Source organism: Mesorhizobium huakuii (genome assembly GCF_014189455.1).
In the GTDB taxonomy this organism is placed as follows: domain Bacteria; phylum Pseudomonadota; class Alphaproteobacteria; order Rhizobiales; family Rhizobiaceae; genus Mesorhizobium; species Mesorhizobium huakuii_A.
In genome coordinates, this window is the sequence record NZ_CP050297.1 from 231,192 (window position 1) to 256,064 (window position 24,873).

The 24,873-nt window shown below is 59.3% G+C and carries 28 protein-coding genes; 4 read left to right on the forward strand and 24 right to left on the reverse strand.

The annotated features are described in order from the left end of the window. Positions 1–13: 13 nt before the first annotated feature. The 19 genes from HB778_RS35815 to HB778_RS35900 form a co-directional block, all read right to left on the reverse strand. Entirely contained in the window at positions 14–640 is a 627-nt protein-coding gene (locus HB778_RS35815) for a UPF0149 family protein (RefSeq protein WP_244661595.1), read from the reverse strand. Further along, positions 637–2,220, reverse strand: a complete 1,584-nt coding sequence (gene tnpC, locus HB778_RS35820) for an IS66 family transposase (RefSeq protein ID WP_183457560.1) — start codon at positions 2,218–2,220, stop codon at positions 637–639. The genes HB778_RS35815 and tnpC (HB778_RS35820) overlap by 4 nt, the downstream gene beginning before the upstream one ends. Before the next feature lie 71 nt (positions 2,221–2,291). After that, positions 2,292–2,642: an IS66 family insertion sequence element accessory protein TnpB gene (gene tnpB, locus HB778_RS35825; protein WP_183465207.1), complete on the reverse strand. Its 351-nt coding sequence runs from the start codon at positions 2,640–2,642 to the stop codon at positions 2,292–2,294. Continuing rightward, on the reverse strand, positions 2,639–3,076 hold the full coding sequence (tnpA, locus tag HB778_RS35830; RefSeq protein ID WP_183457562.1) for an IS66-like element accessory protein TnpA: 438 nt from the start codon (positions 3,074–3,076) through the stop codon (positions 2,639–2,641). The genes tnpB (HB778_RS35825) and tnpA (HB778_RS35830) overlap by 4 nt, the downstream gene beginning before the upstream one ends. 175 nt (positions 3,077–3,251) lie before the next feature. Then, entirely contained in the window at positions 3,252–3,857 is a 606-nt protein-coding gene (locus tag HB778_RS35835; protein WP_183465373.1) for a UPF0149 family protein, read from the reverse strand. After that, positions 3,854–5,437: an IS66 family transposase gene (gene tnpC / locus HB778_RS35840; RefSeq protein WP_183457560.1), complete on the reverse strand. Its 1,584-nt coding sequence runs from the start codon at positions 5,435–5,437 to the stop codon at positions 3,854–3,856. The genes HB778_RS35835 and tnpC (HB778_RS35840) overlap by 4 nt, the downstream gene beginning before the upstream one ends. Positions 5,438–5,508: 71 nt before the next feature. After that, positions 5,509–5,859 carry an IS66 family insertion sequence element accessory protein TnpB gene (tnpB, locus tag HB778_RS35845; protein ID WP_183465207.1) on the reverse strand — a complete coding sequence of 117 codons (351 nt, stop codon included), beginning with the start codon at positions 5,857–5,859 and terminating at the stop codon, positions 5,509–5,511. After that, on the reverse strand, positions 5,856–6,293 hold the full coding sequence (tnpA, locus tag HB778_RS35850) for an IS66-like element accessory protein TnpA (protein ID WP_183457562.1): 438 nt from the start codon (positions 6,291–6,293) through the stop codon (positions 5,856–5,858). Before tnpA (HB778_RS35850) ends, tnpB (HB778_RS35845) begins: the two co-directional genes overlap by 4 nt. A 931-nt stretch (positions 6,294–7,224) precedes the next feature. Continuing rightward, positions 7,225–7,689: an acyl-CoA thioesterase gene (locus tag HB778_RS35855; RefSeq protein WP_244662043.1), complete on the reverse strand. Its 465-nt coding sequence runs from the start codon at positions 7,687–7,689 to the stop codon at positions 7,225–7,227. A gap of 41 nt (positions 7,690–7,730) precedes the next feature. Beyond that, entirely contained in the window at positions 7,731–8,435 is a 705-nt protein-coding gene (locus HB778_RS35860) for an ABC transporter ATP-binding protein (protein WP_010915900.1), read from the reverse strand. Beyond that, on the reverse strand, positions 8,428–9,186 hold the full coding sequence (locus tag HB778_RS35865) for an ABC transporter ATP-binding protein (protein WP_096459277.1): 759 nt from the start codon (positions 9,184–9,186) through the stop codon (positions 8,428–8,430). Before HB778_RS35865 ends, HB778_RS35860 begins: the two co-directional genes overlap by 8 nt. After that, complete coding sequence (locus HB778_RS35870; protein WP_183465374.1) at positions 9,179–10,114, reverse strand: branched-chain amino acid ABC transporter permease; 936 nt, start codon at positions 10,112–10,114, stop codon at positions 9,179–9,181. The genes HB778_RS35865 and HB778_RS35870 overlap by 8 nt, the downstream gene beginning before the upstream one ends. Then, on the reverse strand, positions 10,111–10,974 hold the full coding sequence (locus tag HB778_RS35875) for a branched-chain amino acid ABC transporter permease (RefSeq protein ID WP_244662044.1): 864 nt from the start codon (positions 10,972–10,974) through the stop codon (positions 10,111–10,113). The genes HB778_RS35870 and HB778_RS35875 overlap by 4 nt, the downstream gene beginning before the upstream one ends. 67 nt (positions 10,975–11,041) lie before the next feature. Continuing rightward, complete coding sequence (locus HB778_RS35880) at positions 11,042–12,304, reverse strand: ABC transporter substrate-binding protein (protein ID WP_183465375.1); 1,263 nt, start codon at positions 12,302–12,304, stop codon at positions 11,042–11,044. 35 nt (positions 12,305–12,339) lie between these two features. Continuing rightward, on the reverse strand, positions 12,340–13,116 hold the full coding sequence (locus HB778_RS35885; RefSeq protein ID WP_183465376.1) for an SDR family oxidoreductase: 777 nt from the start codon (positions 13,114–13,116) through the stop codon (positions 12,340–12,342). Then, positions 13,113–14,003 (reverse strand): 3-keto-5-aminohexanoate cleavage protein, encoded by an 891-nt coding sequence (locus tag HB778_RS35890; RefSeq protein WP_183465377.1) that lies wholly within the window; start codon positions 14,001–14,003, stop codon positions 13,113–13,115. Before HB778_RS35890 ends, HB778_RS35885 begins: the two co-directional genes overlap by 4 nt. After that, complete coding sequence (locus HB778_RS42175; RefSeq protein WP_244662045.1) at positions 14,000–14,419, reverse strand: hypothetical protein; 420 nt, start codon at positions 14,417–14,419, stop codon at positions 14,000–14,002. The genes HB778_RS35890 and HB778_RS42175 overlap by 4 nt, the downstream gene beginning before the upstream one ends. Then, complete coding sequence (locus HB778_RS35895) at positions 14,388–15,758, reverse strand: hydantoinase B/oxoprolinase family protein (protein ID WP_244662046.1); 1,371 nt, start codon at positions 15,756–15,758, stop codon at positions 14,388–14,390. Before HB778_RS35895 ends, HB778_RS42175 begins: the two co-directional genes overlap by 32 nt. After that, the gene (locus HB778_RS35900; protein WP_183465378.1) at positions 15,755–17,764 is read right to left on the reverse strand and encodes a hydantoinase/oxoprolinase family protein; all 2,010 of its coding nucleotides are present in this window, start codon (positions 17,762–17,764) and stop codon (positions 15,755–15,757) included. The genes HB778_RS35895 and HB778_RS35900 overlap by 4 nt, the downstream gene beginning before the upstream one ends. 166 nt (positions 17,765–17,930) lie before the next feature. On the opposite strand from HB778_RS35900, the gene HB778_RS35905 reads away from it, so the two are divergent. Continuing rightward, positions 17,931–18,620 carry a GntR family transcriptional regulator gene (locus tag HB778_RS35905; protein ID WP_010916042.1) on the forward strand — a complete coding sequence of 230 codons (690 nt, stop codon included), beginning with the start codon at positions 17,931–17,933 and terminating at the stop codon, positions 18,618–18,620. 548 nt (positions 18,621–19,168) lie between these two features. Here the strand turns inward: HB778_RS35905 and HB778_RS35910 are convergent. Next, positions 19,169–19,894 (reverse strand): ATP-binding protein, encoded by a 726-nt coding sequence (locus HB778_RS35910; protein ID WP_244662084.1) that lies wholly within the window; start codon positions 19,892–19,894, stop codon positions 19,169–19,171. On the opposite strand from HB778_RS35910, the gene HB778_RS42180 reads away from it, so the two are divergent. After that, positions 19,799–20,002: a hypothetical protein gene (locus HB778_RS42180; RefSeq protein ID WP_244662086.1), complete on the forward strand. Its 204-nt coding sequence runs from the start codon at positions 19,799–19,801 to the stop codon at positions 20,000–20,002. The two genes, HB778_RS35910 and HB778_RS42180, sit on opposite strands and share 96 nt — an antisense overlap. Here HB778_RS42180 and HB778_RS35915 read toward each other — a convergent pair. From HB778_RS35915 to HB778_RS35930, 4 genes are all read right to left on the reverse strand, one after another. Further along, on the reverse strand, positions 19,969–21,735 hold the full coding sequence (locus tag HB778_RS35915) for a hypothetical protein (protein WP_183465380.1): 1,767 nt from the start codon (positions 21,733–21,735) through the stop codon (positions 19,969–19,971). The genes HB778_RS42180 and HB778_RS35915 overlap by 34 nt on opposite strands. A 708-nt stretch (positions 21,736–22,443) precedes the next feature. Next, positions 22,444–23,040, reverse strand: coding sequence for an ImmA/IrrE family metallo-endopeptidase (locus tag HB778_RS35920; RefSeq protein ID WP_244662047.1), 597 nt, complete (start codon positions 23,038–23,040; stop codon positions 22,444–22,446). Next, the gene (locus HB778_RS35925) at positions 22,944–23,591 is read right to left on the reverse strand and encodes a helix-turn-helix domain-containing protein (protein WP_183465382.1); all 648 of its coding nucleotides are present in this window, start codon (positions 23,589–23,591) and stop codon (positions 22,944–22,946) included. The genes HB778_RS35920 and HB778_RS35925 overlap by 97 nt, the downstream gene beginning before the upstream one ends. Then, on the reverse strand, positions 23,588–23,887 hold the full coding sequence (locus HB778_RS35930; protein WP_183465383.1) for a hypothetical protein: 300 nt from the start codon (positions 23,885–23,887) through the stop codon (positions 23,588–23,590). Before HB778_RS35930 ends, HB778_RS35925 begins: the two co-directional genes overlap by 4 nt. Before the next feature lie 186 nt (positions 23,888–24,073). On the opposite strand from HB778_RS35930, the gene HB778_RS35935 reads away from it, so the two are divergent. Beyond that, the gene (locus HB778_RS35935; RefSeq protein ID WP_183465384.1) at positions 24,074–24,370 is read left to right on the forward strand and encodes a hypothetical protein; all 297 of its coding nucleotides are present in this window, start codon (positions 24,074–24,076) and stop codon (positions 24,368–24,370) included. A gap of 5 nt (positions 24,371–24,375) precedes the next feature. Then, entirely contained in the window at positions 24,376–24,831 is a 456-nt protein-coding gene (locus HB778_RS35940; RefSeq protein ID WP_183465385.1) for a hypothetical protein, read from the forward strand. Positions 24,832–24,873 lie beyond the last annotated feature (42 nt).

Below are 24,873 nucleotides of genomic sequence, written 5' to 3' on the forward strand. Positions count from 1 at the left end.
GGTAGGTCAGCCGTTAGTCGGCGCGCCGGCGGCGATCACTCCGGGTTGCCATAGCCATAGCGGGTGACGTAGTGGAGTTCGCGCAGTGCGGGGATGACGAGGGCGATGTCTTTGTAGGCCTCATGCTCGATGAAGCGCGCGGTCTCGGGCCCCGGCCTGGGCTTGCCGAGGACGGGCCTCCCCTTTTGTCGACGCAGTAGATCAGGATCGGCAGCAGCAGGCCGTGGTTGGGGTTGTCGAGGTCGAGTAGCCGTCTCCAGCTTTTGATGTTGAGATTCATGGCCGCGTAGAACCCCTGGCACCACGGCCGGGGGTCGATGCCGCCGCTGGGCTTGGTTGCGAATCGGGGCGCATAATCCTGCGGTCTGTCGAAGAGCGTCTCGTTGATCCGGTTGTGGATCCTGGCGACGCTGGCAAACACGGCGTGATCGGTTGCAGACCCTTTGGCCAGGACGTCGCGCGGCAACCCCATGAGCGGGCACATCCAGTCTTGCGGGTCCGGGTAGCGCGGCCCGGTGACCGCCGCCGTTACGAAGCCATCCAGCGCCGACATGGTCCGCACCAGCGGGCGGTTGGTCTTGGCGGCCATCCAGGCCTCGAGCGCCTCGTCCGACAGCGCCATGTCATCGAGCGCGCTCATGCCGCCAAGGAGAGCTGCATCTCTTGGCGGCGCACCCAATTCCACGGCATCAGTTCGTCCCAGCGCGAGGCTGGCCAATCATTCTGGATGCGCTCGGTGACGTCGGCCATGTAGGCTTCGGCATCGACGCCGCAGAGCTTGCAGGTCTCAATGATGCTGAGCACGACCGCTGACCGCTCTGCCGCGGCGAAGCTGCCCGAGAAGAGCCAATTGCGCCTGCCGACCGTAAATCCACGAATCGCCCGCTCCGCGATCAGGTTGTCGGGCTCGAGCTGGCCATCGTAGAGGAAGCGATTGAACGCGCGCCATCGCCTGGTGCCATAGGCGAAGGCCTTGGCGATATCGGCATGGCGCGACAAACCCTTGCCCTGGCGCATGAGCTGTCGTCGCAGCGCGCGAACCAGTGGTCGGGTCCGCCTTCGTCGTGCGGCCAATCGCTCGGCGGGCGGGAGCCCCCGTATCTCTTCCTCGATCCGGTAGATCGCCTGGATACCAGCCATGGCCGTCGTGCTGAGCTCGGTCGGCTGGCTGTCGTGAACGTCGAATATCTTGCGACGCAGATGGGCCAGGCAGGCTGCTTCTCGAATGGCGCCGCCCTTGTAGAGCTGGTTATAGCCGCTGAATCCGTCGGCTTGGAGGGTGCCGGCAAATCCGGCGAGTTCGCTCATCACGCTCTCGCCGGCGCGGCCCATGGTGGCGCGATACCAGGCGATCGGCGGCTCCTTCGAACCCGAGTTGCGGTCGTCGGCGACATAAACCCAGAGCGCGCCCTTGTGGGTCTTGCCGGTGCCGGGCGCCAGGATCGGAAGCCGCGTGTCGTCGGTGTGAATCTTGCTGCGGGTACGGCCGATCTCACGGATGCGATTGTAGATGGGATCGAGCAAAGCGGCGGCGTAGCCGGCGCTGCGCGCAAGCGTGGAACGCTCGATATCGACGCCCTTGGCGGCCATCATCTGTACCTGACGGTAGAAGGGCAGATGATAACCCCACTTGGCCATCATGATATGGGCGAGCGCGGCATAGCTGAGCTTACCGCGTGCAATGGCCTTGGCTGGCGCCGGCGCCTGGATGATTTTATCGCAGGTCCGGCAGCTGTACTTGGGTCGAATGGTCTCCATAACCTGCCAGGCCTGGGCGACCAGATCGAGCATCTCGTCGCCATCTTCGCCCATGGCGCGCAGATCGCCGCCGCAGCCCGGGCAGCATGCGCAAGACGGCTCGCGAACGACCCGCTTGCGCGGCAGGTTGGGGTTGAACTTACGCACCGGCAACACCCGGACCTTGTCGGTGTCAGCAACGATGGGCAGCTCGAGATCCGGCACGCTGGCGGCGAAATCGGTCTCGAGATCTTCGAGTTCGAGCAGCATCTGGCCGAGCTTCTCGGACGAACGGCCGAAGGCCTTGCGGTTGAAGCGATCGATCCGCAGCTGCAGGCGCTGGATGCGAAGTGCGGCCTCGGCGCGCTCTCTTCGAAGCTGCTCATCGCGTTCGGCGATGGTGATGTCACGGGCAGAAACGGCCGCCTCCAGAAGGGCGATCCGGGCGAAGAAATCAGCGGTTGAGGGAGCTTGTTCCGACACCCAAATTACATACCCGAAAGACCCTCGTTACGGAAGAAGAATCAACACAAAATCAATTAGAAACATCAAAATCAGCCAGCCAAACGCGGTCGATAAATCTTGCTCGGTCGGCGCCAATCGATCCCGTCCAAAAGCAGCGAAAGCTGCGCCTTGGTGAGCGACACGGCGACCTGATCCCTGGTAGTTGGCCAGGCAAAACAACCATCGGTAAGCCGCTTGGTGAACAGACAGAACCCCTGGTCGTCATGCGCCAGAATCTTGATGATATGACCCTTGCGTCCACGGAAGCAGAAGATCGCGCCGGTGTGCGGGTTGAGCGCGAGCACCTGCTGCACCATCCGCGCCAGGCTGTTGATCCCGCGGCGCATGTCGGTCGCGCCGCAGCACAGATAAATCCGGTCGGTCGGCACCACCGTGATCACCTGGTCACCTCCGCCAGAACGATGCGCAGTGCTGTCGGATCGACGATCCCGTCGATCCGCAATCGCGTGCCGCTCGGAAAGGCCACGACGATCCTGCCGGCCGGGTCCGGGCAATCGGCGACCGGACGCTCGACCTCGGGCAGATCGTTCACTTCGATCCGTGCGAAAGTTGCCATCGCCTGATCGGTATCGAGCTCGCCGCCGGCCATCTGCTTGCGCCAGGCATAGAGCTGGGATGGAGCTACGCCGAACGCTTCCGCGACCTCCGTCACCGACGACCCCGCCGCGCTCGCCAGGTCGACCAACGCGCGCTTCTCGGTGCAACTCCATAGCCTCCGTTGCCGCGAGCGCCCGGGCATCGTTGCACGATCTTCGGCCGCCGCGGCACCGCTTAACTCGGCGACCAGATCGCCCCTTGCATGTTCCAATGTCATGGCCCGAAAACTCCATGTTCATCGGCCTATTGCAAGGTGCCTTCGCGCACCGCTTACTCATCACGCAAACTGAACGGCCACGGCTAGGCGGTAAGCGGTGCGCCAAGGCACCTCCCAATATCGTCTTGTGATGCGTCTATGGTAGGTCAGCCGTTAGTCGGCGCGCCGGCGGCGATCACTCCGGGTTGCCATAGCCATAGCGGGTGACGTAGTGGAGTTCGCGCAGTGCGGGGATGACGAGGGCGATGTCTTTGTAGGCCTCATGCTCGATGAAGCGCGCGGTCTCGGGCCCCGGCCTGGGCTTGCCGAGGACGGGCCTCCCCTTTTTGTCGACGCAGTAGATCAGGATCGGCAGCAGCAGGCCGTGGTTGGGGTTGTCGAGGTCGAGTAGCCGTCTCCAGCTTTTGATGTTGAGATTCATGGCCGCGTAGAACCCCTGGCACCACGGCCGGGGGTCGATGCCGCCGCTGGGCTTGGTTGCGAATCGGGGCGCATAATCCTGCGGTCTGTCGAAGAGCGTCTCGTTGATCCGGTTGTGGATCCTGGCGACGCTGGCAAACACGGCGTGATCGGTTGCAGACCCTTTGGCCAGGACGTCGCGCGGCAACCCCATGAGCGGGCACATCCAGTCTTGCGGGTCCGGGTAGCGCGGCCCGGTGACCGCCGCCGTTACGAAGCCATCCAGCGCCGACATGGTCCGCACCAGCGGGCGGTTGGTCTTGGCGGCCATCCAGGCCTCGAGCGCCTCGTCCGACAGCGCCATGTCATCGAGCGCGCTCATGCCGCCAAGGAGAGCTGCATCTCTTGGCGGCGCACCCAATTCCACGGCATCAGTTCGTCCCAGCGCGAGGCTGGCCAATCATTCTGGATGCGCTCGGTGACGTCGGCCATGTAGGCTTCGGCATCGACGCCGCAGAGCTTGCAGGTCTCAATGATGCTGAGCACGACCGCTGACCGCTCTGCCGCGGCGAAGCTGCCCGAGAAGAGCCAATTGCGCCTGCCGACCGTAAATCCACGAATCGCCCGCTCCGCGATCAGGTTGTCGGGCTCGAGCTGGCCATCGTAGAGGAAGCGATTGAACGCGCGCCATCGCCTGGTGCCATAGGCGAAGGCCTTGGCGATATCGGCATGGCGCGACAAACCCTTGCCCTGGCGCATGAGCTGTCGTCGCAGCGCGCGAACCAGTGGTCGGGTCCGCCTTCGTCGTGCGGCCAATCGCTCGGCGGGCGGGAGCCCCCGTATCTCTTCCTCGATCCGGTAGATCGCCTGGATACCAGCCATGGCCGTCGTGCTGAGCTCGGTCGGCTGGCTGTCGTGAACGTCGAATATCTTGCGACGCAGATGGGCCAGGCAGGCTGCTTCTCGAATGGCGCCGCCCTTGTAGAGCTGGTTATAGCCGCTGAATCCGTCGGCTTGGAGGGTGCCGGCAAATCCGGCGAGTTCGCTCATCACGCTCTCGCCGGCGCGGCCCATGGTGGCGCGATACCAGGCGATCGGCGGCTCCTTCGAACCCGAGTTGCGGTCGTCGGCGACATAAACCCAGAGCGCGCCCTTGTGGGTCTTGCCGGTGCCGGGCGCCAGGATCGGAAGCCGCGTGTCGTCGGTGTGAATCTTGCTGCGGGTACGGCCGATCTCACGGATGCGATTGTAGATGGGATCGAGCAAAGCGGCGGCGTAGCCGGCGCTGCGCGCAAGCGTGGAACGCTCGATATCGACGCCCTTGGCGGCCATCATCTGTACCTGACGGTAGAAGGGCAGATGATAACCCCACTTGGCCATCATGATATGGGCGAGCGCGGCATAGCTGAGCTTACCGCGTGCAATGGCCTTGGCTGGCGCCGGCGCCTGGATGATTTTATCGCAGGTCCGGCAGCTGTACTTGGGTCGAATGGTCTCCATAACCTGCCAGGCCTGGGCGACCAGATCGAGCATCTCGTCGCCATCTTCGCCCATGGCGCGCAGATCGCCGCCGCAGCCCGGGCAGCATGCGCAAGACGGCTCGCGAACGACCCGCTTGCGCGGCAGGTTGGGGTTGAACTTACGCACCGGCAACACCCGGACCTTGTCGGTGTCAGCAACGATGGGCAGCTCGAGATCCGGCACGCTGGCGGCGAAATCGGTCTCGAGATCTTCGAGTTCGAGCAGCATCTGGCCGAGCTTCTCGGACGAACGGCCGAAGGCCTTGCGGTTGAAGCGATCGATCCGCAGCTGCAGGCGCTGGATGCGAAGTGCGGCCTCGGCGCGCTCTCTTCGAAGCTGCTCATCGCGTTCGGCGATGGTGATGTCACGGGCAGAAACGGCCGCCTCCAGAAGGGCGATCCGGGCGAAGAAATCAGCGGTTGAGGGAGCTTGTTCCGACACCCAAATTACATACCCGAAAGACCCTCGTTACGGAAGAAGAATCAACACAAAATCAATTAGAAACATCAAAATCAGCCAGCCAAACGCGGTCGATAAATCTTGCTCGGTCGGCGCCAATCGATCCCGTCCAAAAGCAGCGAAAGCTGCGCCTTGGTGAGCGACACGGCGACCTGATCCCTGGTAGTTGGCCAGGCAAAACAACCATCGGTAAGCCGCTTGGTGAACAGACAGAACCCCTGGTCGTCATGCGCCAGAATCTTGATGATATGACCCTTGCGTCCACGGAAGCAGAAGATCGCGCCGGTGTGCGGGTTGAGCGCGAGCACCTGCTGCACCATCCGCGCCAGGCTGTTGATCCCGCGGCGCATGTCGGTCGCGCCGCAGCACAGATAAATCCGGTCGGTCGGCACCACCGTGATCACCTGGTCACCTCCGCCAGAACGATGCGCAGTGCTGTCGGATCGACGATCCCGTCGATCCGCAATCGCGTGCCGCTCGGAAAGGCCACGACGATCCTGCCGGCCGGGTCCGGGCAATCGGCGACCGGACGCTCGACCTCGGGCAGATCGTTCACTTCGATCCGTGCGAAAGTTGCCATCGCCTGATCGGTATCGAGCTCGCCGCCGGCCATCTGCTTGCGCCAGGCATAGAGCTGGGATGGAGCTACGCCGAACGCTTCCGCGACCTCCGTCACCGACGACCCCGCCGCGCTCGCCAGGTCGACCAACGCGCGCTTCTCGGTGCAACTCCATAGCCTCCGTTGCCGCGAGCGCCCGGGCATCGTTGCACGATCTTCGGCCGCCGCGGCACCGCTTAACTCGGCGACCAGATCGCCCCTTGCATGTTCCAATGTCATGGCCCGAAAACTCCATGTTCATCGGCCTATTGCAAGGTGCCTTCGCGCACCGCTTACGCTAGGCGCTTACTTCGCAACATCCAATCCTACGAAAACTTCGCTATATTCTTCCATGGTTCGTCCTCCTGGCATGAGGATAGGCTCGACGAGCAACCCTCGTTTCAACACTGCCAGTGTAGGGCGAACCACCTCACAGCCGGCAACCAGAAAGGACATAAGGTCTTACTCAAAATTCAACGGTGACGACATACTTCGTGCGAGCGCGCCCACAAATCCTCTTGCTCCCCCGAACTTTGCGCGCCGCCAGCCAAGGCCATCGCCATAAACGCTGCACCTCAGCATCAATGACCCAATGGCGCCGACTCTCGCGTCGCCATCATCCCGCGTCGCGACGACGGGCGACCGCCCAAGAGCGATCAGCGAGCCCGCTCCGGCGCCTCGGGCATACTGCCGAGCCCAAAACCCCATGGCCCCGCCAGGATTCCGCAGTTCAGTTCAATCAGGCTTCAATGTAGTCGCGACCCGCGCGCGCCCGCGCAATGGCGCCCGCGACTACACGGAGCCCTCCAGTTCACAGGCACGCAACGAAGCTAGCGCGAGAGTCACGTCACGGGCGAGCTCTCCGAGAATCGAGTTTTGTAAAACGATCGGGCTTTTCAACCCGGCCCAGGACGGTCTACGCAAACGATGCAATCGGGCGCGACTGCTAGGATAGGATGGGAGCAAGCAGCTATCGAAGGCTTGCCCTCCAGTTCATCGACTGACTGACGACGGCGGAGCCAGATCTTCGATAGGAGAGAACCTAGAATCTCGATCCAAGAGCTATCTGGATCTGAGTGACCAGCCGCAACGTCAATCCAGGAGAACGCGCCACCCATGACGGCGTGAGGCGCATTCTTCACCCGATTTTCTTCCGTGCCGCTGCTCATAGTCAAATTGTGCCAGCGACGCCGGCCTCCTTGTGGAACTTCAATAACCGGTCACGTATTGGCTGCGGAATTGTGACCGAGGATCCGGCTTCCGCCTCGACGAATACCTCGATGGTTTCATAGACAGCGAAAAGTCTTTCACTCTTCTGGTCCACCATAGAGAATTGGAGCGTGACGCTCTTATTGCCAATCTTTTGAACGCTGCCAACGATTGAGAAGCAGTCGCCCTTTTTAAGCTCGGCTTTGAACTCCGTGGAAGCTCGAAGTGTCACAGAATGAACGCCGAACTCATCGATCATCTTCTGCTGGTTCAGCTGCAACTGATGCCAAAACAGGAAGGAAGCGTCATCGAAGAAGGGCGCATAGCCGCGAACATTCATGTGACCTAACTGGTCCAAATGCCATGGATGCACTACACCGGCGGTCAAGTTGGGTTGCCAAAGCAGATCTGCGTCTTGAGTGTTCAATCGGAACTCCATGCGGTTTTGGACGACCGCCAGCAATGGTGCTAGCCGAGATACGCTGCGATGACTGCCGGATCGTCTCTGACGGTTGCCGCTGGTCCTGAGAGGGCAACCCTGCCCTGCTCGACCACGAACGCGTGTTGCGCGTATTCCAACGCGAGCATCGCGTTCTGCTCCACAATTAAGACGCCGATCCCGTGTTCAAGCGAGTAGTCCCTTATCGCCAAGATGAGCTGCTCTTCGACCATGGGCGCAAGGCCAATCGATGGCTCGTCCAACAGGAGCAACTTCGGTAACGACATCAGCGCCCGGCCAAACGCTAGCATTTGCTGCTCGCCGCCACTCAACTGGCCAGCCTTCTGGTTCTGTCGGTTCGCTAGCACTGGAAATAGTTCGTATATCCGCCCCAGCGTCGTTCGCCTCGTAGCGGGGTCCGGTCGTACTGTCGCTCCAAGCAACAGATTCTCAAGCACCGAAAGACGCGGAAAAAGTTCTCGGCCCTCGGGTACCAAGGAAATGCCGCGGCGCACGATTTCATCCGGAGCAAGACTATCTATCCGCTCCCCATCCAGCCGGATCTCACCTGATACAGGTTTTATCAAGCCGCAGATGGTGTTCATTAGGCTGGTCTTGCCAGCACCATTGCTGCCCACAACAGCGGTGACGTCCCCAATTTGAGCCGAGAAGCTCAGCTCATCCAGCGCGCGCACGCCGCCATACTCGACCACGATATTTTGCGCTTCAAGCATCGCGATCCCTCTTCTGACCCAAGTAGGCCTTGATCACGTCCGGGTGCCTTCCGATTTCGGCCGGTGTACCTTCTGCAATGACTTGGCCGAAGTTCAGCACTGTAATTCGGTCGCACAAACGCATGACGGACCTCATGTCATGCTCGACCAGCAGAATGGAAACGTCGTCGGCCCTGAGCTTCTCGATTCTGTTTGCAACTTCCGCTTTTTCCGTCGCGTTCAGCCCAGCCAGCGGCTCGTCCAAAAGCATGATCTTGGGCCTGGCTGCCAACGCTGTCGCGATGCTGAGGATCCGTCGCAGACCGCCAGGAAGATTGCCCGCGAGTTCGTTGGCGCGATGTGCCAACCCCATTCGTTCCAAAGCAACTAACGCGGCTTGATTGACTTCGGCCTGATCGCCCGCTGGGATCCAACGGGCCGGACTCCACGGCGATCCACTGGCGGCACGGACTCCGAGAGCGACCGCGTCTAGGAGGGTACCTGACGTGAATACCCTGGTCAGTTGGAAGGTTCGGATGAGGCCGAGCCGCGCGATTCGGTGCGGCTCCTTGCCTTCGATTCGCTGCCCCTCGAGCTCGATTTTTCCAGCGGAAAGCTTAAGACTGCCGCTGATTAGGTTCATCGTCGTCGACTTGCCCGATCCGTTTGGGCCGATAAGACCGCGGATTTGGTTCTTCGTTACCGAAAGTGTGACCCCGTCAACTGCCTTGAGGCGTCCGAAGGCACGGCTGATTTCCCTTACCTCAAGCATTTGTCACCTTACGAAGCCTGAAGCCTCCGCCGGTGCGCTGGCTGAAAATGACGGCGGCGATGACGAGCATGCCCCAGATCATTGGCACGAACTCAGGCACAAACCGGAATATCTCTTCAATCAGGGTTAGAAAGAGCAAACCGAGCAGCGGCCCTGAAAATCGGGCGGTGCCACCAATCACACACGCGGCCACAATCTTGAACATCAGCATGGCGTTGATGTCGGAGGGAGACATGATGCCGTTGTAGGACGCAAAAAGCCCACCAGCGATGCCAGCCCCAAACGAGCCGAGAATGAAGGCGAGTGCACGAAGCGCCCAGGCGTCTATACCGAGCGAAGACGACAGGGCTTCGTCCTCACCAACGGCCTTGATCTTTTTGCCAGTGTCGGACGCGTCCAGAGCTGCGTAGAACAGGCCCAGCAATACAAGGATGACCGCGACAAGGCACAGAAACTGAAACGCTGATGACGGATCTGGCAGGACTCCAGGGCGGGCTATGAAAGCAATTCCCGCTGTACCGCCGGTCACTTCCTTGATTTGGATGTAGCACTGGCGCAACGCTTCGCCCGCAGCGAACGTCGATAAGAAGAAGTAGTACTGGCGGGTGCGAAGAACAGGCCAAGACAATATTGCGGCGAAGAACGCAGCAAAGACCCCGCCAAGCGCCACCGCTCCGAGGACTGGAATTTCAAAAGGCGCTTTGGAGAAGATAGCTACTGAGTAGCCCCCTATGCCCATGAGGGCGACGTGGGCGAACGACCAGCCACCCATCGTGGTGATAGTCCGATAGGACAAGACCAGAATTGAGACCATGCCGAAGATGACCAAGACTGCCAGAATGTATGGGGTGCCGACGAGCCCGCCGACGACAAGTGCAAGCCCAACAACGATGATGGTTGCGATGTCCCGATGCAGAGCGCCCATCATTCTTTTTCCCCGAATAGACCGGAGGGTTTTACGCTAAGAACGAACAGCATGATGGCCGCACTCGTCAGAGCAAGAAAGCGCCCGCCGCCGAACTGCGACATAAGTGTATCAAGCACCCCAAAGATTGCCGCCGCCGCCACCGCTCCCCAGACATTGCCGATCCCGCCCACAATTATGATGATGAACGCTTTCCAGAGAGCAGGACCACCCATGTAGGGCGATATCTGGCTTATCGGTCCCATCGCTGCCCCGCAGATGCCTGCGATCCCCGATCCGATAATCAGCGTCAGATTGCCAACATTCCGCGTCTTAATGCCCTGCAGCAATGCGCCTCGAGGATTCTGAGCGACCGCGCGGATGCGACGACCTGACTCAGTTCTCATGAGGTAGATCCATAAACCTATTGAAAGGGCGGCCGCGGCTACAATGACCATTACCCGCGAGGCTGGGAGGATTGCCCCTCCCACGCTCACGACGCCGCGCAGTGGGGGCGAGATGGAGAGGCCAACCGGACCGAATATCTGGACGACAATCGTCTGCAGAACGTACGAGAGCGCGAGCGTCGCAATGAAAATCGCAAGCGGCTTGTCAGCCAATGGAACGACCACCGTCCTGTAAAGCACGGCACCTAGCAGCCCGGTTACCCCTGCTGCCACGATTGCGCCGACGAGCCAGGCGCTTGGTCCTCCGATTTGGGGTGCAAGCGTGGCGACGCACAAATACGTCGCGTAGGCGCCGATCATGAAGAACTCGCCGTGAGCGAAGTTGATGATCCGCATCACTCCGAACACCAATGCCAGGCCCAGGGCGAAGCAAAGGTAGAACGACGTGAGCGAGAGACAATTCAGGACGATTTGCATGAGCGTCGACCACCTCTGCGGCGTAGAAGTGGTCGCATCAGCGCGACCACTTCGCTTGCTGGGGTTTCTACTTGTTGGCCGGAACCTGACCGCCCTGTGCGAGGACCGGGAGCGCCGCGTCCTTGTTCGCGTTCCACCATTTGGCAACGTCGACGACCGCATCCACTTTCACGCCACCTTTGTCGTCAGTCACGTAGACTGGTAGCGGCGTGAGCAGCCAATTGTTGGCACCATACATTTCTGCACCACCCCAGCGAGACTTGCCGAACAGAGGCTGGTCAACCGTATCGGTCGCGAACAGCGCCTGTCTGACTGCATCTCCAGTGGGAGCAGATGCCTTCTGAATGCCCGCTTCCACCGTAGTCATTGCCGCGTAGGCCACAGAGGCCAGCACTGACCATTCTTTCTGACCGTACCTTTCGACATACGACTTGTAGAAATTCGAGACGCGAGGGCTGAAGCTCGGCTCAGAGGCATCAACCACGTATGCGCTGAAAACGCGACCCGCGAGCTGGGCGGCAGGAACACGCTCGGTAACCAAGCCCATTGTCCAACCCTCGCTACCATAGAGCCCCTTGTATCCAAGCTGCTCCATCGCTTCGATAAACAGCGCCTGCTGTCCCGGCGTGAACCCGAGTTCGACGATCAGGTCTGGGCTGGACGCAAAAATCGGCGTTGCAAGCCCGAGCATGTCGGATGTCGCTGCTGGATCATATGGCTGGGAGTAGACGATCTCGACGCGCTTCGCGTAGGGAGTGATACCTGCCTTGTAATAGGCTAGCGCAGCCTGGCCGAACGAATGATCCGCCGTCACGATGGCGACTTTCTTGATGTCGGGCCGGGTCTCAAGAAGGTGGCTGACCAACAACATATACGAGGCCGGCGAACCAGTCACCGACCCGATCAGGAAGGGATACTTGGCATTGAGATAGCCAGCACCGTAACTTGTCGTCAGAACCTTGTTTTCCGTCGCGATCTGCGCAACGGCTTGCCGAGAAGCCGGCGTAAAGGTTTGCAGAATGAAGTTGACCTTATCGTCCAGGATTGCGCGCCGGAAGGCAGTCAGTTCATCGCCGGCCGTGTAGCAGTTATTGTCGTACGCAGTTACCTTGATCTGGTGTTTCTTACCTGTTGAGTCAGCAATGCCGCCATTTGCGTTGAATTCTTCGGCCCAGATCTGCACTCCGCGGGTGATCGGCACGCCCCATTGAGCGCATTCACCGGCCTGAGGCTGGACGACGCCGACATTGATGGTTTCTTGTGCAGTCGCGTATCCCGTGAGCCCGCAAGCGAAAACGCCAGCGACAATTACGTTTGTCATCAAGTTCATTTTATTCTCCCTAGTTTTGGATTCCCCAAGATGAGCTATCTGAGTATTTCGGTGTTGCCGCACACCCCCAGCGATTGCCCGGAGATCGATCGACCGGCGTCAGACGAGACGAAGATCGCTAGGTCAGCGATTTCCTCTGGCTCGATCATTCGTCCCAAAGACATCGTTGCCACTTCTTCAGCCTCGATTTCCGCGAGTGGCCGTCCGGTCAACTTGGCTCTGGCCGCCATTACGCGTTCCATCCGTGGCCCGCGGACAGACCCTGGAAGAATGGCGTTGACCCGTATTCCGAACTTGCCGACTTCCATCGCCAGGGATTGCGTCAATCCGATCACGGCCCATTTTGCCGCTGCGTATGGCGTGCGCATCGGCATGCCGAGACGACCAGCTGCCGAAGACATGTTCAGTATGACCCCTGAACGCTGAGCCTTCATCCCAGCCATAACGCCTCGAATGAACAGGTACTGCGCCGTAAGATTTACATCGACGGTCCTGACCCATTCTTCTGGTGAGATATCTTCGATAGCAGCCGTCGGTCCCGCGATTCCAGCGTTGTTGAAAAGGATGTCAGTACCCCCGCCGAGGCCTTTCAACATCGTCTCGATTGCTTCTGGAACCCTCGCAGGATCGGCCACATCGCATACGACCGCAGTTGAGTCAGGGTTTTCGGCGGCGAAGGAGTTGACGGCATCTGCGTCGGCATCGCAGACAGCGACCTTGGCGCCGGCTGCAATCATTTTCTTGGCAACTACGCGACCGATTCCACTCGCGCCGGCTGTTATGATCGCGCGCTTGTCTTTAAGGGCAGTCATGCGGCTGCACCTAGGCCGAGGCGATCACGCGTTGCGGATGAGGACATAATCCGCACACCCATCCTCTCCACGATCTCACGCGCCCGCTTCACCAGCGAAACATTGGTCGCTGGTACGCCGCGGTCGAGCCAGATATTGTCTTCGAGACCGACCCGTACGTTGCCGCCGAGAAGAACTGCTTGCGCTACCATCGGCATTTGCATCCGGCCGACCCCGAACGCTGACCAGACAACGTCCGACCCTCGAACCGCGTCCGCCATCGCTTTCATCGCCGAGGTGGTGGGAGGAGCTCCGTAATTCACGCCAAGGCAGAACTGAATCATTGCCGGACCGGCAAATGCGCCTTCCCCGATCAGTTTCGTCACAAAGTCGAGGTGGCCAAGGTCAAAGACCTCAAGTTCAGGCTTCACGCCGAGCCCGCGAATGGTCTGCGCACCTTCGCGGATTTGTTCCGGCGTGGAGATGTAGACGAGGTTGCCCTCGCCTACATTGTAGGAACCGCAATCCAGTGTGCAGATATCTGGCCGCAACGCTTCGACATGAAGGAGGCGAGTCTTCTGGTTGACCAGATCGGTGCCAGGTTGCGGCTGGGTCGGGTCATTGGAGCCGAGGACCAAATCGCCTCCCATACCTGCGGTCATGTTCACGATGATATCGTTGTTTTTGTCGCGAACGCGCTCGAGTACTTCGGCGTATAGCCTCACATCGCGAGATCCCTCGGTCGTATCAGGATCGCGAACATGGACGTGGGCGATAGCGGCGCCAGCCTCAGCAACGGCAAGCACGTCTTGAGCGATCTGCGCAGGAGTGACAGGTACGTTCGAGTTCTTTTGGGGCCCCGGCCCAGCGCCGGTTACGGCGCAAGTGATAAATATCTCGTTGTTCATGCCAGGTTTCTCAACTTTGAGGTTTCATCGTGAAGAAGTTCGAACGTGTTGGGGTCCAGCGCGACCCCATAATCTCGACGGGCAGCTAGGTGCGAGACATAGCCGTCGATCACGTCCTCCCGAACTCTCTCTGGGTCTCGGGATAGAGCCACGCCCCAGCCACCACCTCCGGTCGACAGAAACTCGAAGGCGTCACCGGGTCCAAATTTGTGCGAGGACAGAAGCGGGCTGCGCCACGTTCCGTCGGGACGAGGTCCGCCGATAATCTCCCGCCGACCGTCTTGATATTCTTGAACGAGAAGCTGGACGGGGCTCATACCGCCGCCGTTGACGCCCGGGCTACCCTCAATGGTACGGGATGTCTCGATCGAGAGTTCGCCACCGTTAAGGAACCGGAACTTGAACCTTGCGCCCAACCCTCCACGGTTCTCGCCGGCACCCCCCAGAATCCTGGCGCAAGTCGAATGCCTCGACTCTCACCGGGTAGAGCAGCTCCGCTGCCTCCGCTGGCATATTTGTGCAATTGCCCAGAGGATCCAGCGTGACGTTTAGCCCGTCGTTGAATGGCGTGCCGCCCCAGCCGCCAGCAGGGATGTCTGAGAACACATCGATGCGGTTTCCTGGGCCACGGACAGCGGCGACGAACCAATTTGCGTCTGCGCAGGTTGGAGCGATCGCCAGACTCGGGATTGCTTTGGCGACAGCTTGCCAGATGGCGCTCTGCACTTTGCCCGATGTCACGGTCGTGCAACCGACTACCGGAGCAGGCCAACGAGCATTGAGCCAACAGTCGTCCGGCAGGCTCAACGAAATCGGAGCGAACATCCCAGCATTGGGCGGAGCATCGGGCGCGAGGAAGAACTGTAAAGCGGTGTAAACCGCTGCAGTTGTGTTCGCGAATGGAGAGTTGATCGCGCCAGCGACCTGTAGGTCGCTACCGGCGAAATCTACATGTAGGTTGGACCCCGAAACCGTGAGCTTAACGCGAACCCAAACCTTCTGGTCGGTGATGCCATCGGAATCGGCGTAATCGGCTCCTTCGTACACGCCGTCTGGAATTTTTTCGATCTCCGCCCGGACGATGCGCTCGGTGTAACCGATCATGTCACCCATTCCTTGGATGAGAGTTGCCCGACCGTACTTACGAGCTGTCGCGCGGAGCTCGTCCTCAGCGGCAAGTAGCGCGCCCATGTGAGCCTGAAGGTCGCCTTTGACGTAGTGAGGCGTTCGCGTGTTCCGAAGCAGAATTTCGAGCAGATCCTGATCGACTTTGTAGTCGCGATACAATTTCAAAGGAGGCAGTCGAAGACCTTCGCCCGCGACATGCGTACCAAAGCCCTGCCCGCCCGGGCCACCTCCGCCAAGGTCCATCCAGTGGCCACGACTTACCGCGAAGCCGATCAGCTCATTTTCGTAGAAGACAGGCATCGTCAGCGTCACGTCGTTGATGTGCGTACCGCCGTCGTACGGGTCGTTGAGGATCACCACGTCCCCAGGGCGCAAAGTCTCGATGCCGAACTTCCTGGCCACCGCCTGGACGCTGAAATGCATCGCGGCGAGGTGCACCGGGCAGTTGGCCGTCTGTCCAACCAAGCGCAACGTCGGATCGTAGATTGCGTTGGAGAAGTCCAGGTTCTCAGACAGGATCGGCGAGAAGGAGGACTTTTGGAGGATAACCGTCATCCGGCGGCAGACGTGTTCAAACGTGTTACGCAGAACTTCAAACGTGATGGGATCGATTGGATTAGCCATCATGCCCTCTCCAGAATGCAGTTTCGGGCTGAGTCAAACCGAGCGGCCCAACCCGGAGGAATGACAATGCTGGTATGCGGATCCTCAATGAGAGCGGGACCGCTCACGAACTGAGCACCTGCGACATCATGGACGAGAGCTTCGGTCCAATCCCCAAACCACACCTTGCGACCTTTCTGCTGTGAAGGAGCAAGTTGCGAATTCTGCTCGGATTCCAGGGGGCCGGCGGGCGAAGGCGCTTCGGCAGTTACTGCCAAGGCCACAATCTCTACCGGAAAATCGTCAGATCTCACGCCGAATTCGCGCTTGTGCGCTTCGTGAAATGCCGAGGCCAGCTGTTGAACATCGCGATCGTCTATTGCGCCGCGATCTTGAACAACGTCGACCTCGAATGTCTGCCCCGCGTACCGCATCCGCATCACGAAACTGACCCTTAAGTCCTCGGCCTTCGCGCCCTGGGCGACCAGCGCGTCGACGGCGGCTTCGCCAAGCGACTGCAGTTTCACACCAACCCGATCGAGTTCCTCTGCCGTCAGCGGCGCGTAGTGAAACACCTCTTCGTCGTGTTTGATCGCGAGACGCAGAGCCCCGTATGCGGATGCCACGCCTGAATACCGTGGAACAATGACAGTGGGCGTGCCGAGCGCTTCCGCAACTGCGCAAGCGTGCAAGGGGCCTGCCCCACCAAAGCTGGCAAAGCAATAGTCACGCGGATCGCGACCACGCGACGCCAACACGAGCTTCACGGCCTGCGCCATCGCCTCTGTCGCGATCCGGATCATACCCTCAGCACACTGCTCGATAGTAAGATTGAGCTTGGTTGCGATCGTTTCAATCGCGTCGCGGGCAGCTTGAACGTCCAGCTTGAACTTTCCTGAGAGATCTGGACTGATCCGGCCAAGGACTAGGTTGGCGTCGGTAATCGCAGGTCTCGTACCTCCGCGTCCATAGCAAGCTGGACCTGGCACAGAACCTGCCGACATCGGGCCGACCCTGAGCGAACCGCCACTATCAACCCATCCGACAGAACCGCCACCGGCACCAATCGATCGAATGTCCAGCATTGGAACCGCGACGGGCATATCGAATTCGATCTCGTACTCCCGAGTGATGAGGCCCTGGCCGTCCTCGATGATTGACGCGTCGAAGCTGGTTCCGCCCATGTCGGTGTGAATAATGTTCGGGGAACCAGCAGTGCGCGCTATCTCGGTGGCGTACCCGACACCACCAGCAGGACCGGATTCCACAAGCTCCTCAACGCGCAGCCGTGCTTGGTCGATACCCATCATCCCACCGTTGCTCTTGAGGATCATGAGGTTGCCGGAGAACCCGCCCTCAAGTAGGCGAGCCTGTAGCCGCTCGAAGTAATCGGCCATTACAGGTAGAATGGTTGCGCGGATTGAAGCTAGCGTGAAACGCGTATGCTCCCGGAAGACGGGCTTTACGTCAGCAGAAGTCGTCACACGAATATTCGGAAGCGCCTCCGATAGGATCTTCGCAACCTTCCGCTCATTTGCCGGATTGGCGTACGAATTGATGAGACAGACGGCTACCGAACCAATGCCTGCTTCAGAGATCGAGGCGATGATCGGCTTGAGCTGTGCGGCGTCGATGTCCTCTTCGACCTCGCCCTTTGCATTGGTTCGTTCGGCTATCGCGTATCGATAGCGCCTTCTTATCAGTGGAGCCGGCTTCGTTTGATACGGCCGATAAAGGTGCTCGCGATGCATCCGGCCGATCTCCAGGACGTCCCGGAAACCTTCGGTCGTAATCATCGCGGCATCAGGGAAGCTACGCTCGATAAGTGCGTTTGTTGCAGTCGTGGTTCCGTGAACGAGTAGAGAAATCTCGTTTGGCTTAAGCTCAGCATTGGCGATCGCGTTGAGCACGCCCTTAGACCGCTCTTCGGGCGTTGTCAGAACCTTGCCGGTTCGCTCCTCTCCCGTAAAAGTGTTAACCGCGAACAGATCGGTAAAGGTCCCTCCGACATCAACTCCAACCTTCCACATTGACGTTCCCCTTTGATCGTTGATCAAGGATTTGCCGTCAAAATATGGCGCCTGTCAATCCCAATTTTCGCGATTGTCCGCTAGCGTCGAGAAAACTCTCTTTGATCGTTGATCAAGCAATGCGTTCGCGATATGTGTGACTGGCCTTGTCTTCTCCGGAGTCACAATGCCTGCCACCACTTTACCATCGCTGAAGCCGCGCCAGACCAATTCGGACCTCGAGCACGTCTACGAGGAGCTGAAGCGGTCGATAATGATGGCGGAGTTTTCACCGGGCCAGAAGCTAAAATTGGAGGAACTTGCGAACGCTTTTGGGACGAGCCACATGCCGGTTCGTGAAGCGCTCAACCGCCTTGTAATGGCACGCGCGCTCGAGTCAGCGCCGCGCCGTTCAATGTTCATCCCGGACGCCAGTGTCGAGCGACTTCGGAACCTTTTGACGTTGCGCACGGATCTTGAGGGCAAGGCCGTTGGGATGACAGTCGCACAGAGACTTCCGAACCTCGCGGACATTTTGGCGCAAATCAACGCCAGAATGGATGTGGAAGCAGCCCGCGGCGCGCTGGGGACAAGGACCTATCTTCAGCTCAATCACCGATTCCATTTTGCCCTTTACGAGCGTTGCGGCAACCCGGAGCTCGTAAACCTCATTGAACTTTTGTGGATGCGCTACGGTCCGCTGCTCAGCCTGCTAAAGACCACACCAATATCTTTCTCAGGGCATCGGCACCATGCTGAGATAATTGATGCGGTTCGGGAGGGTGACAAAGACTCCGCCATCAAGAGCCTGGTCGCGGACTTGGAGGAAGCCGGCAACGCAATCGCCAGTGCGGACGCATTCAGGCCATCCACATAGCGGGTGGCCTACGGCATTTTTACGCCGAATGACGACTGGCATAGTCAGTGTGCCGTCCAGAATTATCTGTCGTTGTCCGAAATTGAGCCGAGCTTAATGGGTGGCCTCAGGTTACCAATCAGCGCCGCAATAAGCTTAATGAACACAGCTGCTTAGCGCCAGTTCGGAATTGATTGTCGTTGGGGCACATTGGTAACCTGTTTACCGAAGGGCATTGGTAACCTCTTCTGGCGAAAAGGGTGGAATATGAGCCGCTTATTAGTCAGGCCGACGACAGATAATTCTGGACTCTGAAGTCTCACCAACGACAGATAATTTTGGACGGCATACCAGTGTGCCGTCCGGAATTATCTGTCGTTGTCCGGAATTAAGCCGGGCTTCGGAGGTCGTGCCCGGTACTGTGCGTACCATGGCAACCCGTGGGTCTGCGCGGGCGGCCATGCGGCTGCCGGTCGCCCGCATGCAACCATGGATGGCTGATTGAGATTGGAACCTGGTCATCTCCGAACCGCTCCCGGCGGCTCGTATCTCAACTGACTCTCAGTATTCTAACGCGACAACACGGTTTCCCCGTTCGCGCGCTTACTTCTCCTGGTCGCCTGCGGTTGGGGCTGACGGCCGTTTCGGCGCTCGTGCAGAAGCTTGAGTACATCGCTGGCGCACGACATGCCGCGAAGCGTGGTCTCGATCCGGGGAAGACGAATGCTGCCGAAGCCGCTGGTGCCGGCAGCGCAGTTCTGGAGAAGGTAGCAAAGCGCTCGTAGGGAGGTGTTCTCACCGTAGATGGCAATCGCTTCGTAGCTGTCGGTTCCCTCAACGTTGTGTTCGGCGCCTATCCTCACGCAGTCCTCCCGCGTCGGCTGGCCGATCTCGAAACGCATGCCGATACGGCTTTCGATCTGATCCATAGCGTGGGTGTCACGCCTCGTGCTCGCTAACCGATGGGTGTTACCCGCGAGCAGCAACGGGAAACCGCAGCGCTCCTGGAGATGCAGCAGCTCCCGCAGCACGGTGGGCGTGAAGTTCTGATATTCGTCCACCAGCAACGGGCGCGTTGGGCCGTACCGGCCGCCCAAAAAGTTCATGCAATCCTTCGCAAGATCGTATGTGTGCTTGCTGTCCTTTTGGACGCCGTAGGCGTCGTGCAGCATCTTGAACATTGGCCTGATGGCCCTGGTATGCTGCGCAACCTCACAGTAGGCAGCTCCACTCTGGTCGGCTATCCACCTGAGCGCTACAGTCTTTCCGAGTCCGGCTTTGCCGACCGCAAGCACTGGATATCGCATCTTGACCGCCACATCGAAGGCGGCGCGCATGATGAGCGCAGCGCGGGTTTCAACGAACATCGTCATCCCACGATCCTCTTCACCAAGTCCATCTGAGCGGCTATGCGCTCGTCCTGTTCGCGACGGCGCTCTTCGGAGCTCGAAGGCTTCTTCGGCATCACGATCCGGGCCGGCCGCTCAGACGGGTCGAGCAACATTTTGCCCGTCGGCTGGTTGGGGATGACGACAGGTTGAGCCCGACCAAGCGTTATCAGCCGAGCTGCAACGTCGATTTTCGGGACCGAGCGAGCCATCTCCACGATCGCATCGCGATGCGCCTTTGCTCGTGCTGCCGTGCTTTGGGTGCCACGATGATCAAGTGGATGAAGTGCGACATCGGGGGTTGCGATCCCGAGCCTTTTGCCCTTCATGTCCAGCAACAACAGCTCGGCCGGCGTGGGATAGACAGGCTCGCAGACCAGCACCTTTTCATGCGCGTACTGCCACAGCTCTTCGCAGGTCCAGCGACGTCCACGGAGTTTGATCGCGCCTTGGATCACGGTGCGCTCGACACGGCGTGCGACAGCCGCCCGGACCTCGTCCCGGCTCATGGTGATCGCAGACCAACCGGCAGCCACGTGCTTTTGAAAAGTGGTGTTGGGCGAAAGCCCCTTGAGGCCGCTTTGCTTTCCCATAGGTACGCTGTGATAGGCCTTCAAAAGACCGAAGAACGCCGGAACGAAATCGTCGAAGGTGCCGTATGGCGCAACTGTCCGGCCGATCGCCTCCTGGCGCTTGTTCATACGGTTGCCGGCAATCCAGCCCGGCAGCGTGCTCAGATAGCGGGACTCGAAGTCGCCGAACCAGCGTTCGATTGGCTTTGCTGGGGCGTTGTAGGGCAAAGCGTTTATAACTCGCATCGAGCGACCCGGCCCATGGAACCCTGGCACCGTCAGTGTCATGGCGTCGTCCAGGTACGTCGCGAACCCGTATTCCTTGCCGTTATCGATGTAGAGGGCTTCAGGCAGGCCAAAGGCGGGGTGCTCCACCATGGCCGCAAATACTTCGATCACATCGCGGTTGTTGACGCCGCCCCGCGTGTCGAATGCGATCAAGTCACACCAGACGCGACCAGTCGCCCAATCAAGGAACCCGATCAGCTTCGCAGTACAAATAGAGCCGTCCGCCCGCGTCAGGTGGATATCGATGGGGTGCACATCTCCGACGACCAATTCCATCGGGCGCATGCCTTCGATGGAGCGCCGCCCTCGCGGGCGGCTGTCCTCGTAGGCTTTGCGGTTCGCTCGAAACTGGTGGACCTTCCGATAATGAAGCTCTTCCGAAACGAGTGTCCACGGGATCGAACAGGCTTGCTCAAAACTCGCCGGATCACTGGGACGGAACCCCCATGACCTGGTGGTCTCTACTAGGAAGTTGCGGGCCAAGACCTTGACGTGTCCCCAAGCTGCGCCGGCCGCCAGAAGGCCTCGGATTTCCTGTTTTAGATCCTCTGCAATCTTGGCCTTGGTTAGAACGTCGAACGGTACCAGAGCATCCCACTGCCGACTGATGACAACACGTTTCTTGCCTTTGTCCGCTCGGCCGTGCCGGCCTCGGCTTGCGATCTGCTTCGAAGGGTTTTGGACCGGCGTTTGAATGGGCCTTAACCGGAGTTGCAACTCCGGTGGGAGTGAAGTCAAACTGACAAGATACTGGTTGCCCGCGTTGCCGCCCTTACCCTGAATGACGCGCACCTCCAGGGAGTGCCCTCGCCAGTTGCCACGCAGGCAAGCCTTCCAAATTGCCTGTCGAGAGATTCCTGCCAACTTGGCGAGCAGGTTGAGTGGCACGAACTCTTTCCTCGACATCGTGCGCTAGTCCCTAGCGGCAGAACAGAACCACCGAGTAGCAGCTGGAGTTATATCTGTCGTGACAATCACACCTTGCATCGCCACGCAGCCTGCGAAGGCCGCCTGAAGGTGCATAGCTAGACCTTGGTCGAAAGGGCTGCTCCGGTTTACCAATCCTGTCGTCTTGAGGTTGACCAATCCGTTGTCGACCGTGAGCGGGTTTACCAATAAGGGCGGCTATATTCTACGCAAATCCAATCACTTAATGCCAATCCAGAATTAACTGTCATTGAGGCCATTGGTAAACTCGATCTTTGGATCGGAAACCCCTACCCTCAGCCAGAAAACACTCCTGTTTTCAATCGCATAGGCCACCCACAAGCGACCCATAATTCCGGACTGGTAAACCCCGTGAAATGCCCAATAATTCCGGACGTCACACTGTCATAAAGGCCATTGGTAAACCCGGTCTGAGGATCGGAAACCCCTACCCTCAGCCAGAAAACTCTCCTGTTTTCAATCGCATAGCCCGCCCGCCAGCAACCCATAATTCCGGACTGGTAAACCCCGTGAAATGCCCAATAATTCCGGACGTCACACCAGACTGTCATTTATGCTTCTTTCGAAGCACAAATCATGAACATGGAGGTCGCATAGGTGCTTTGACGGTCGACTGCTCTGGGGCCACTTTCGCGCCACCAACAGAAATTAAGTCGGAATTAGAGCCATCTTCACCTTGCCCCGACCAATCAGCTTGGAGAAACGACGATAGTCCGAATGTTCGAACCGCCAGCGGCCGGCGGCAATCGCGGGATGCACGCCAGCTTTCTGCGCCGCCTGCAACACCTCCTCCGTGCTGCTGCCCCTGTCGATCCCCTTCCACATGGCAGGAGGGATAAGAGCGTGCCGTGCAAACGAGTCCGCCTCCGCTTCGATGGTTTCCGAACTCGCCACATCCAGATCGTCCAGAATAACCTGTCGATCAGTGGTCAAGTGACGAACCACATGGGCGAACTCATGCAACAGCGTAAACCAGAAATTGTCCAATCGATCGTGACGCAAGGTTAGTGCAATCACCGGAACACCATCGCTGCGGCACATCGCTGCCCCGTCGAGAAATGTTCCCGGCAGGTGCTCCAATATGACCAATATTATTCCCATACGATGTAGCGCAGCGACGAGCTGATCCTGCCAGTCAGCCAACAGGCTCAGCTGTGCCAGTTGCCGCGCCGCTTTCTCTGGATCGCCGATCTTAGTTTTTTGACATTTATCTTTTCTGCACGAACTAATACGGCTGCGCACCATGCTTCGAGTGCCGCCATGTCCGTCTTAGCGTTGGTGCGCTCAGTCCTGGTCTTGCGCAACATGGCGATTGCCGGAGTAGAGGCCTTCGAACGCAATAAGAAGCCGGCGAGATTCTCCTTCGTTTTCATCACGCCAAGCGTACGAAGCTTTCCTTCGGCTGCTATCGAGGTACTCGACGAGCCGGCCGCAGGCTCGTGCTTCGACGAGCCAATCAGCGAAGTGACGGGAATGCCTAGATGCTGATGTAGTGCCCTGATCTGATCGACCGTGGGCTGTCGCTGACCGTTGAGTATCTCGGATACGCGCGATTTACTTCCAAGGTATGGAATCAGATCGCGTTGTGACAATCCCTCCTGCGCCATGCGAAACTTGATCGCTTGGACAGGCGTCGGTGCCTCAATGGGATGCCGGGATCGTTCCCAGCGTTCGATGACGGCCTGCAGCACTTCGAGCTCGTCGCGGTCTTTCGGGCTTTTGTGCCCGAACAGCGCAGTGGCACGCTTGAGTGCCGATTGGTAGTCTTCCTCAGTGCGTATAGGTCGAACTGTCATGTCACCTTGCTCCCTGCCTTGGTCGTGGCGCGTGCCCCAGTAGTCGCGCCCGCATATTCGATGAGAACTATCTGCGCCTCGCAGTCAGCGACGAGATCGACCCGATAGTCAGCGTTGAGTGGGATTCGGACCTTGATGCCTTTGATCAGGGCTGACGGATAGAATTCCGCGATTTCAGCCATCGAACGCCATGACCCGGCCTCAAGTTCGGCAACGAGCGCCGGTACGGCTCCATCAAGGTCGCCACGGGTACGACGCGCAAGTTCGCGCAATCTCGATATCCCTATCAGCTTCATGGCAAACCGCGGCTCCAATACAAAATGGTTCCCAAATGTGGGACGACTATTGCACTTGACCTCACGCTATGCCATATCGGAATTAGTGTTCCCGGAAGTGGGACTAACATGCAACGACGCTGGGGCCAAGGGGTTTGCTCCGCCCTCCCCTGCGCAGATTCGGGGCGACAACAATGGAGTTGGCGAATGTCTCAGGACAACAAAAGCCCCGGCGAGAATTCGGGGAAGGATCATAACGACGACGATGTCGTGCTCGAGATCGCGACGCCGAACGGCGTATTCCGCGGCACGTTCGACAAGAACGAAAAGGTGGAGAAAGTGATCAAGGAAGTGGTCAAGGACCGCGACCTCGCCGAAGGCGACGCCTTCGAGCTCTACTACGGGGACGTCCACCTCGAGCCTGTCAACCGTCCGCTGGTGAGCTTCGGGCTCAAGAAGGGCAGGTACAAGTTGACGCTGGTCGCCACTGGTTCCGGGGTCTGATCATCATGAGCACCCCCGCTGCCCTGCTGGTGAAGGTTGAACTCGACGCGCTTAAGGAGAATGCCAGCCTTATGGGCTGGTCGATCGAGCAGATCGATGACCTGACCTTCGTCCTCGGGCTCCCTGCTAAGGACGGCTTGACCTACCACCTGCGCGTGAGGTGTGACGGCTATCCTGCCACACCTCCTGCCTGGCACTGGTTCAACCCGGCGACCGGCAGGATCGACAATCGGCCGGATACGCCGCGGGGCGGCAATTTCCTGCACGGTAACGGCGTGATCTGCGCGCCATGGAATCGCCTCGCCTATAAAACTGTCTATTCCCGCGGACCGCATTCGGATTGGCAGATCGGCGCCTGGCAGAACAACGCATACACGAGGGCGTGCCGCACCTTGGGTGCCATGGCCCTGCGTATCGCCTGCGAACTGATGAAGAGCTACGAAGGCAGGCTGGCAGCATGATCCCCGGTTGGCTCAAGCGTGTTCTCGGCCGAAAGCCAAAGA

What these genes read in the sequence shown, in the direction of transcription:
- HB778_RS35815 (WP_244661595.1), bottom strand. Translation starts at nt 640, where the DNA reads ATGAGCGCGCTCGATGACATGGCGCTGTCGGACGAGGCGCTCGAGGCC.
- tnpA (WP_183457562.1), bottom strand. Translation starts at nt 3,076, where the DNA reads ATGACATTGGAACATGCAAGGGGCGATCTGGTCGCCGAGTTAAGCGGT.
- HB778_RS35835 (WP_183465373.1), bottom strand. Translation starts at nt 3,857, where the DNA reads ATGAGCGCGCTCGATGACATGGCGCTGTCGGACGAGGCGCTCGAGGCC.
- tnpA (WP_183457562.1), bottom strand. Translation starts at nt 6,293, where the DNA reads ATGACATTGGAACATGCAAGGGGCGATCTGGTCGCCGAGTTAAGCGGT.
- HB778_RS35860 (WP_010915900.1), bottom strand. Translation starts at nt 8,435, where the DNA reads ATGCTTGAAGCGCAAAATATCGTGGTCGAGTATGGCGGCGTGCGCGCG.
- HB778_RS35865 (WP_096459277.1), bottom strand. Translation starts at nt 9,186, where the DNA reads ATGCTTGAGGTAAGGGAAATCAGCCGTGCCTTCGGACGCCTCAAGGCA.
- HB778_RS35870 (WP_183465374.1), bottom strand. Translation starts at nt 10,114, where the DNA reads ATGATGGGCGCTCTGCATCGGGACATCGCAACCATCATCGTTGTTGGG.
- HB778_RS35875 (WP_244662044.1), bottom strand. Translation starts at nt 10,974, where the DNA reads ATGCAAATCGTCCTGAATTGTCTCTCGCTCACGTCGTTCTACCTTTGC.
- HB778_RS35880 (WP_183465375.1), bottom strand. Translation starts at nt 12,304, where the DNA reads ATGAACTTGATGACAAACGTAATTGTCGCTGGCGTTTTCGCTTGCGGG.
- HB778_RS35885 (WP_183465376.1), bottom strand. Translation starts at nt 13,116, where the DNA reads ATGACTGCCCTTAAAGACAAGCGCGCGATCATAACAGCCGGCGCGAGT.
- HB778_RS35890 (WP_183465377.1), bottom strand. Translation starts at nt 14,003, where the DNA reads ATGAACAACGAGATATTTATCACTTGCGCCGTAACCGGCGCTGGGCCG.
- HB778_RS35895 (WP_244662046.1), bottom strand. Translation starts at nt 15,758, where the DNA reads ATGATGGCTAATCCAATCGATCCCATCACGTTTGAAGTTCTGCGTAAC.
- HB778_RS35900 (WP_183465378.1), bottom strand. Translation starts at nt 17,764, where the DNA reads ATGTGGAAGGTTGGAGTTGATGTCGGAGGGACCTTTACCGATCTGTTC.
- HB778_RS35905 (WP_010916042.1), top strand. Translation starts at nt 17,931, where the DNA reads ATGCCTGCCACCACTTTACCATCGCTGAAGCCGCGCCAGACCAATTCG.
- HB778_RS42180 (WP_244662086.1), top strand. Translation starts at nt 19,799, where the DNA reads ATGCTGCGCAACCTCACAGTAGGCAGCTCCACTCTGGTCGGCTATCCA.
- HB778_RS35920 (WP_244662047.1), bottom strand. Translation starts at nt 23,040, where the DNA reads ATGGTGCGCAGCCGTATTAGTTCGTGCAGAAAAGATAAATGTCAAAAA.
- HB778_RS35925 (WP_183465382.1), bottom strand. Translation starts at nt 23,591, where the DNA reads ATGACAGTTCGACCTATACGCACTGAGGAAGACTACCAATCGGCACTC.
- HB778_RS35930 (WP_183465383.1), bottom strand. Translation starts at nt 23,887, where the DNA reads ATGAAGCTGATAGGGATATCGAGATTGCGCGAACTTGCGCGTCGTACC.
- HB778_RS35935 (WP_183465384.1), top strand. Translation starts at nt 24,074, where the DNA reads ATGTCTCAGGACAACAAAAGCCCCGGCGAGAATTCGGGGAAGGATCAT.
- HB778_RS35940 (WP_183465385.1), top strand. Translation starts at nt 24,376, where the DNA reads ATGAGCACCCCCGCTGCCCTGCTGGTGAAGGTTGAACTCGACGCGCTT.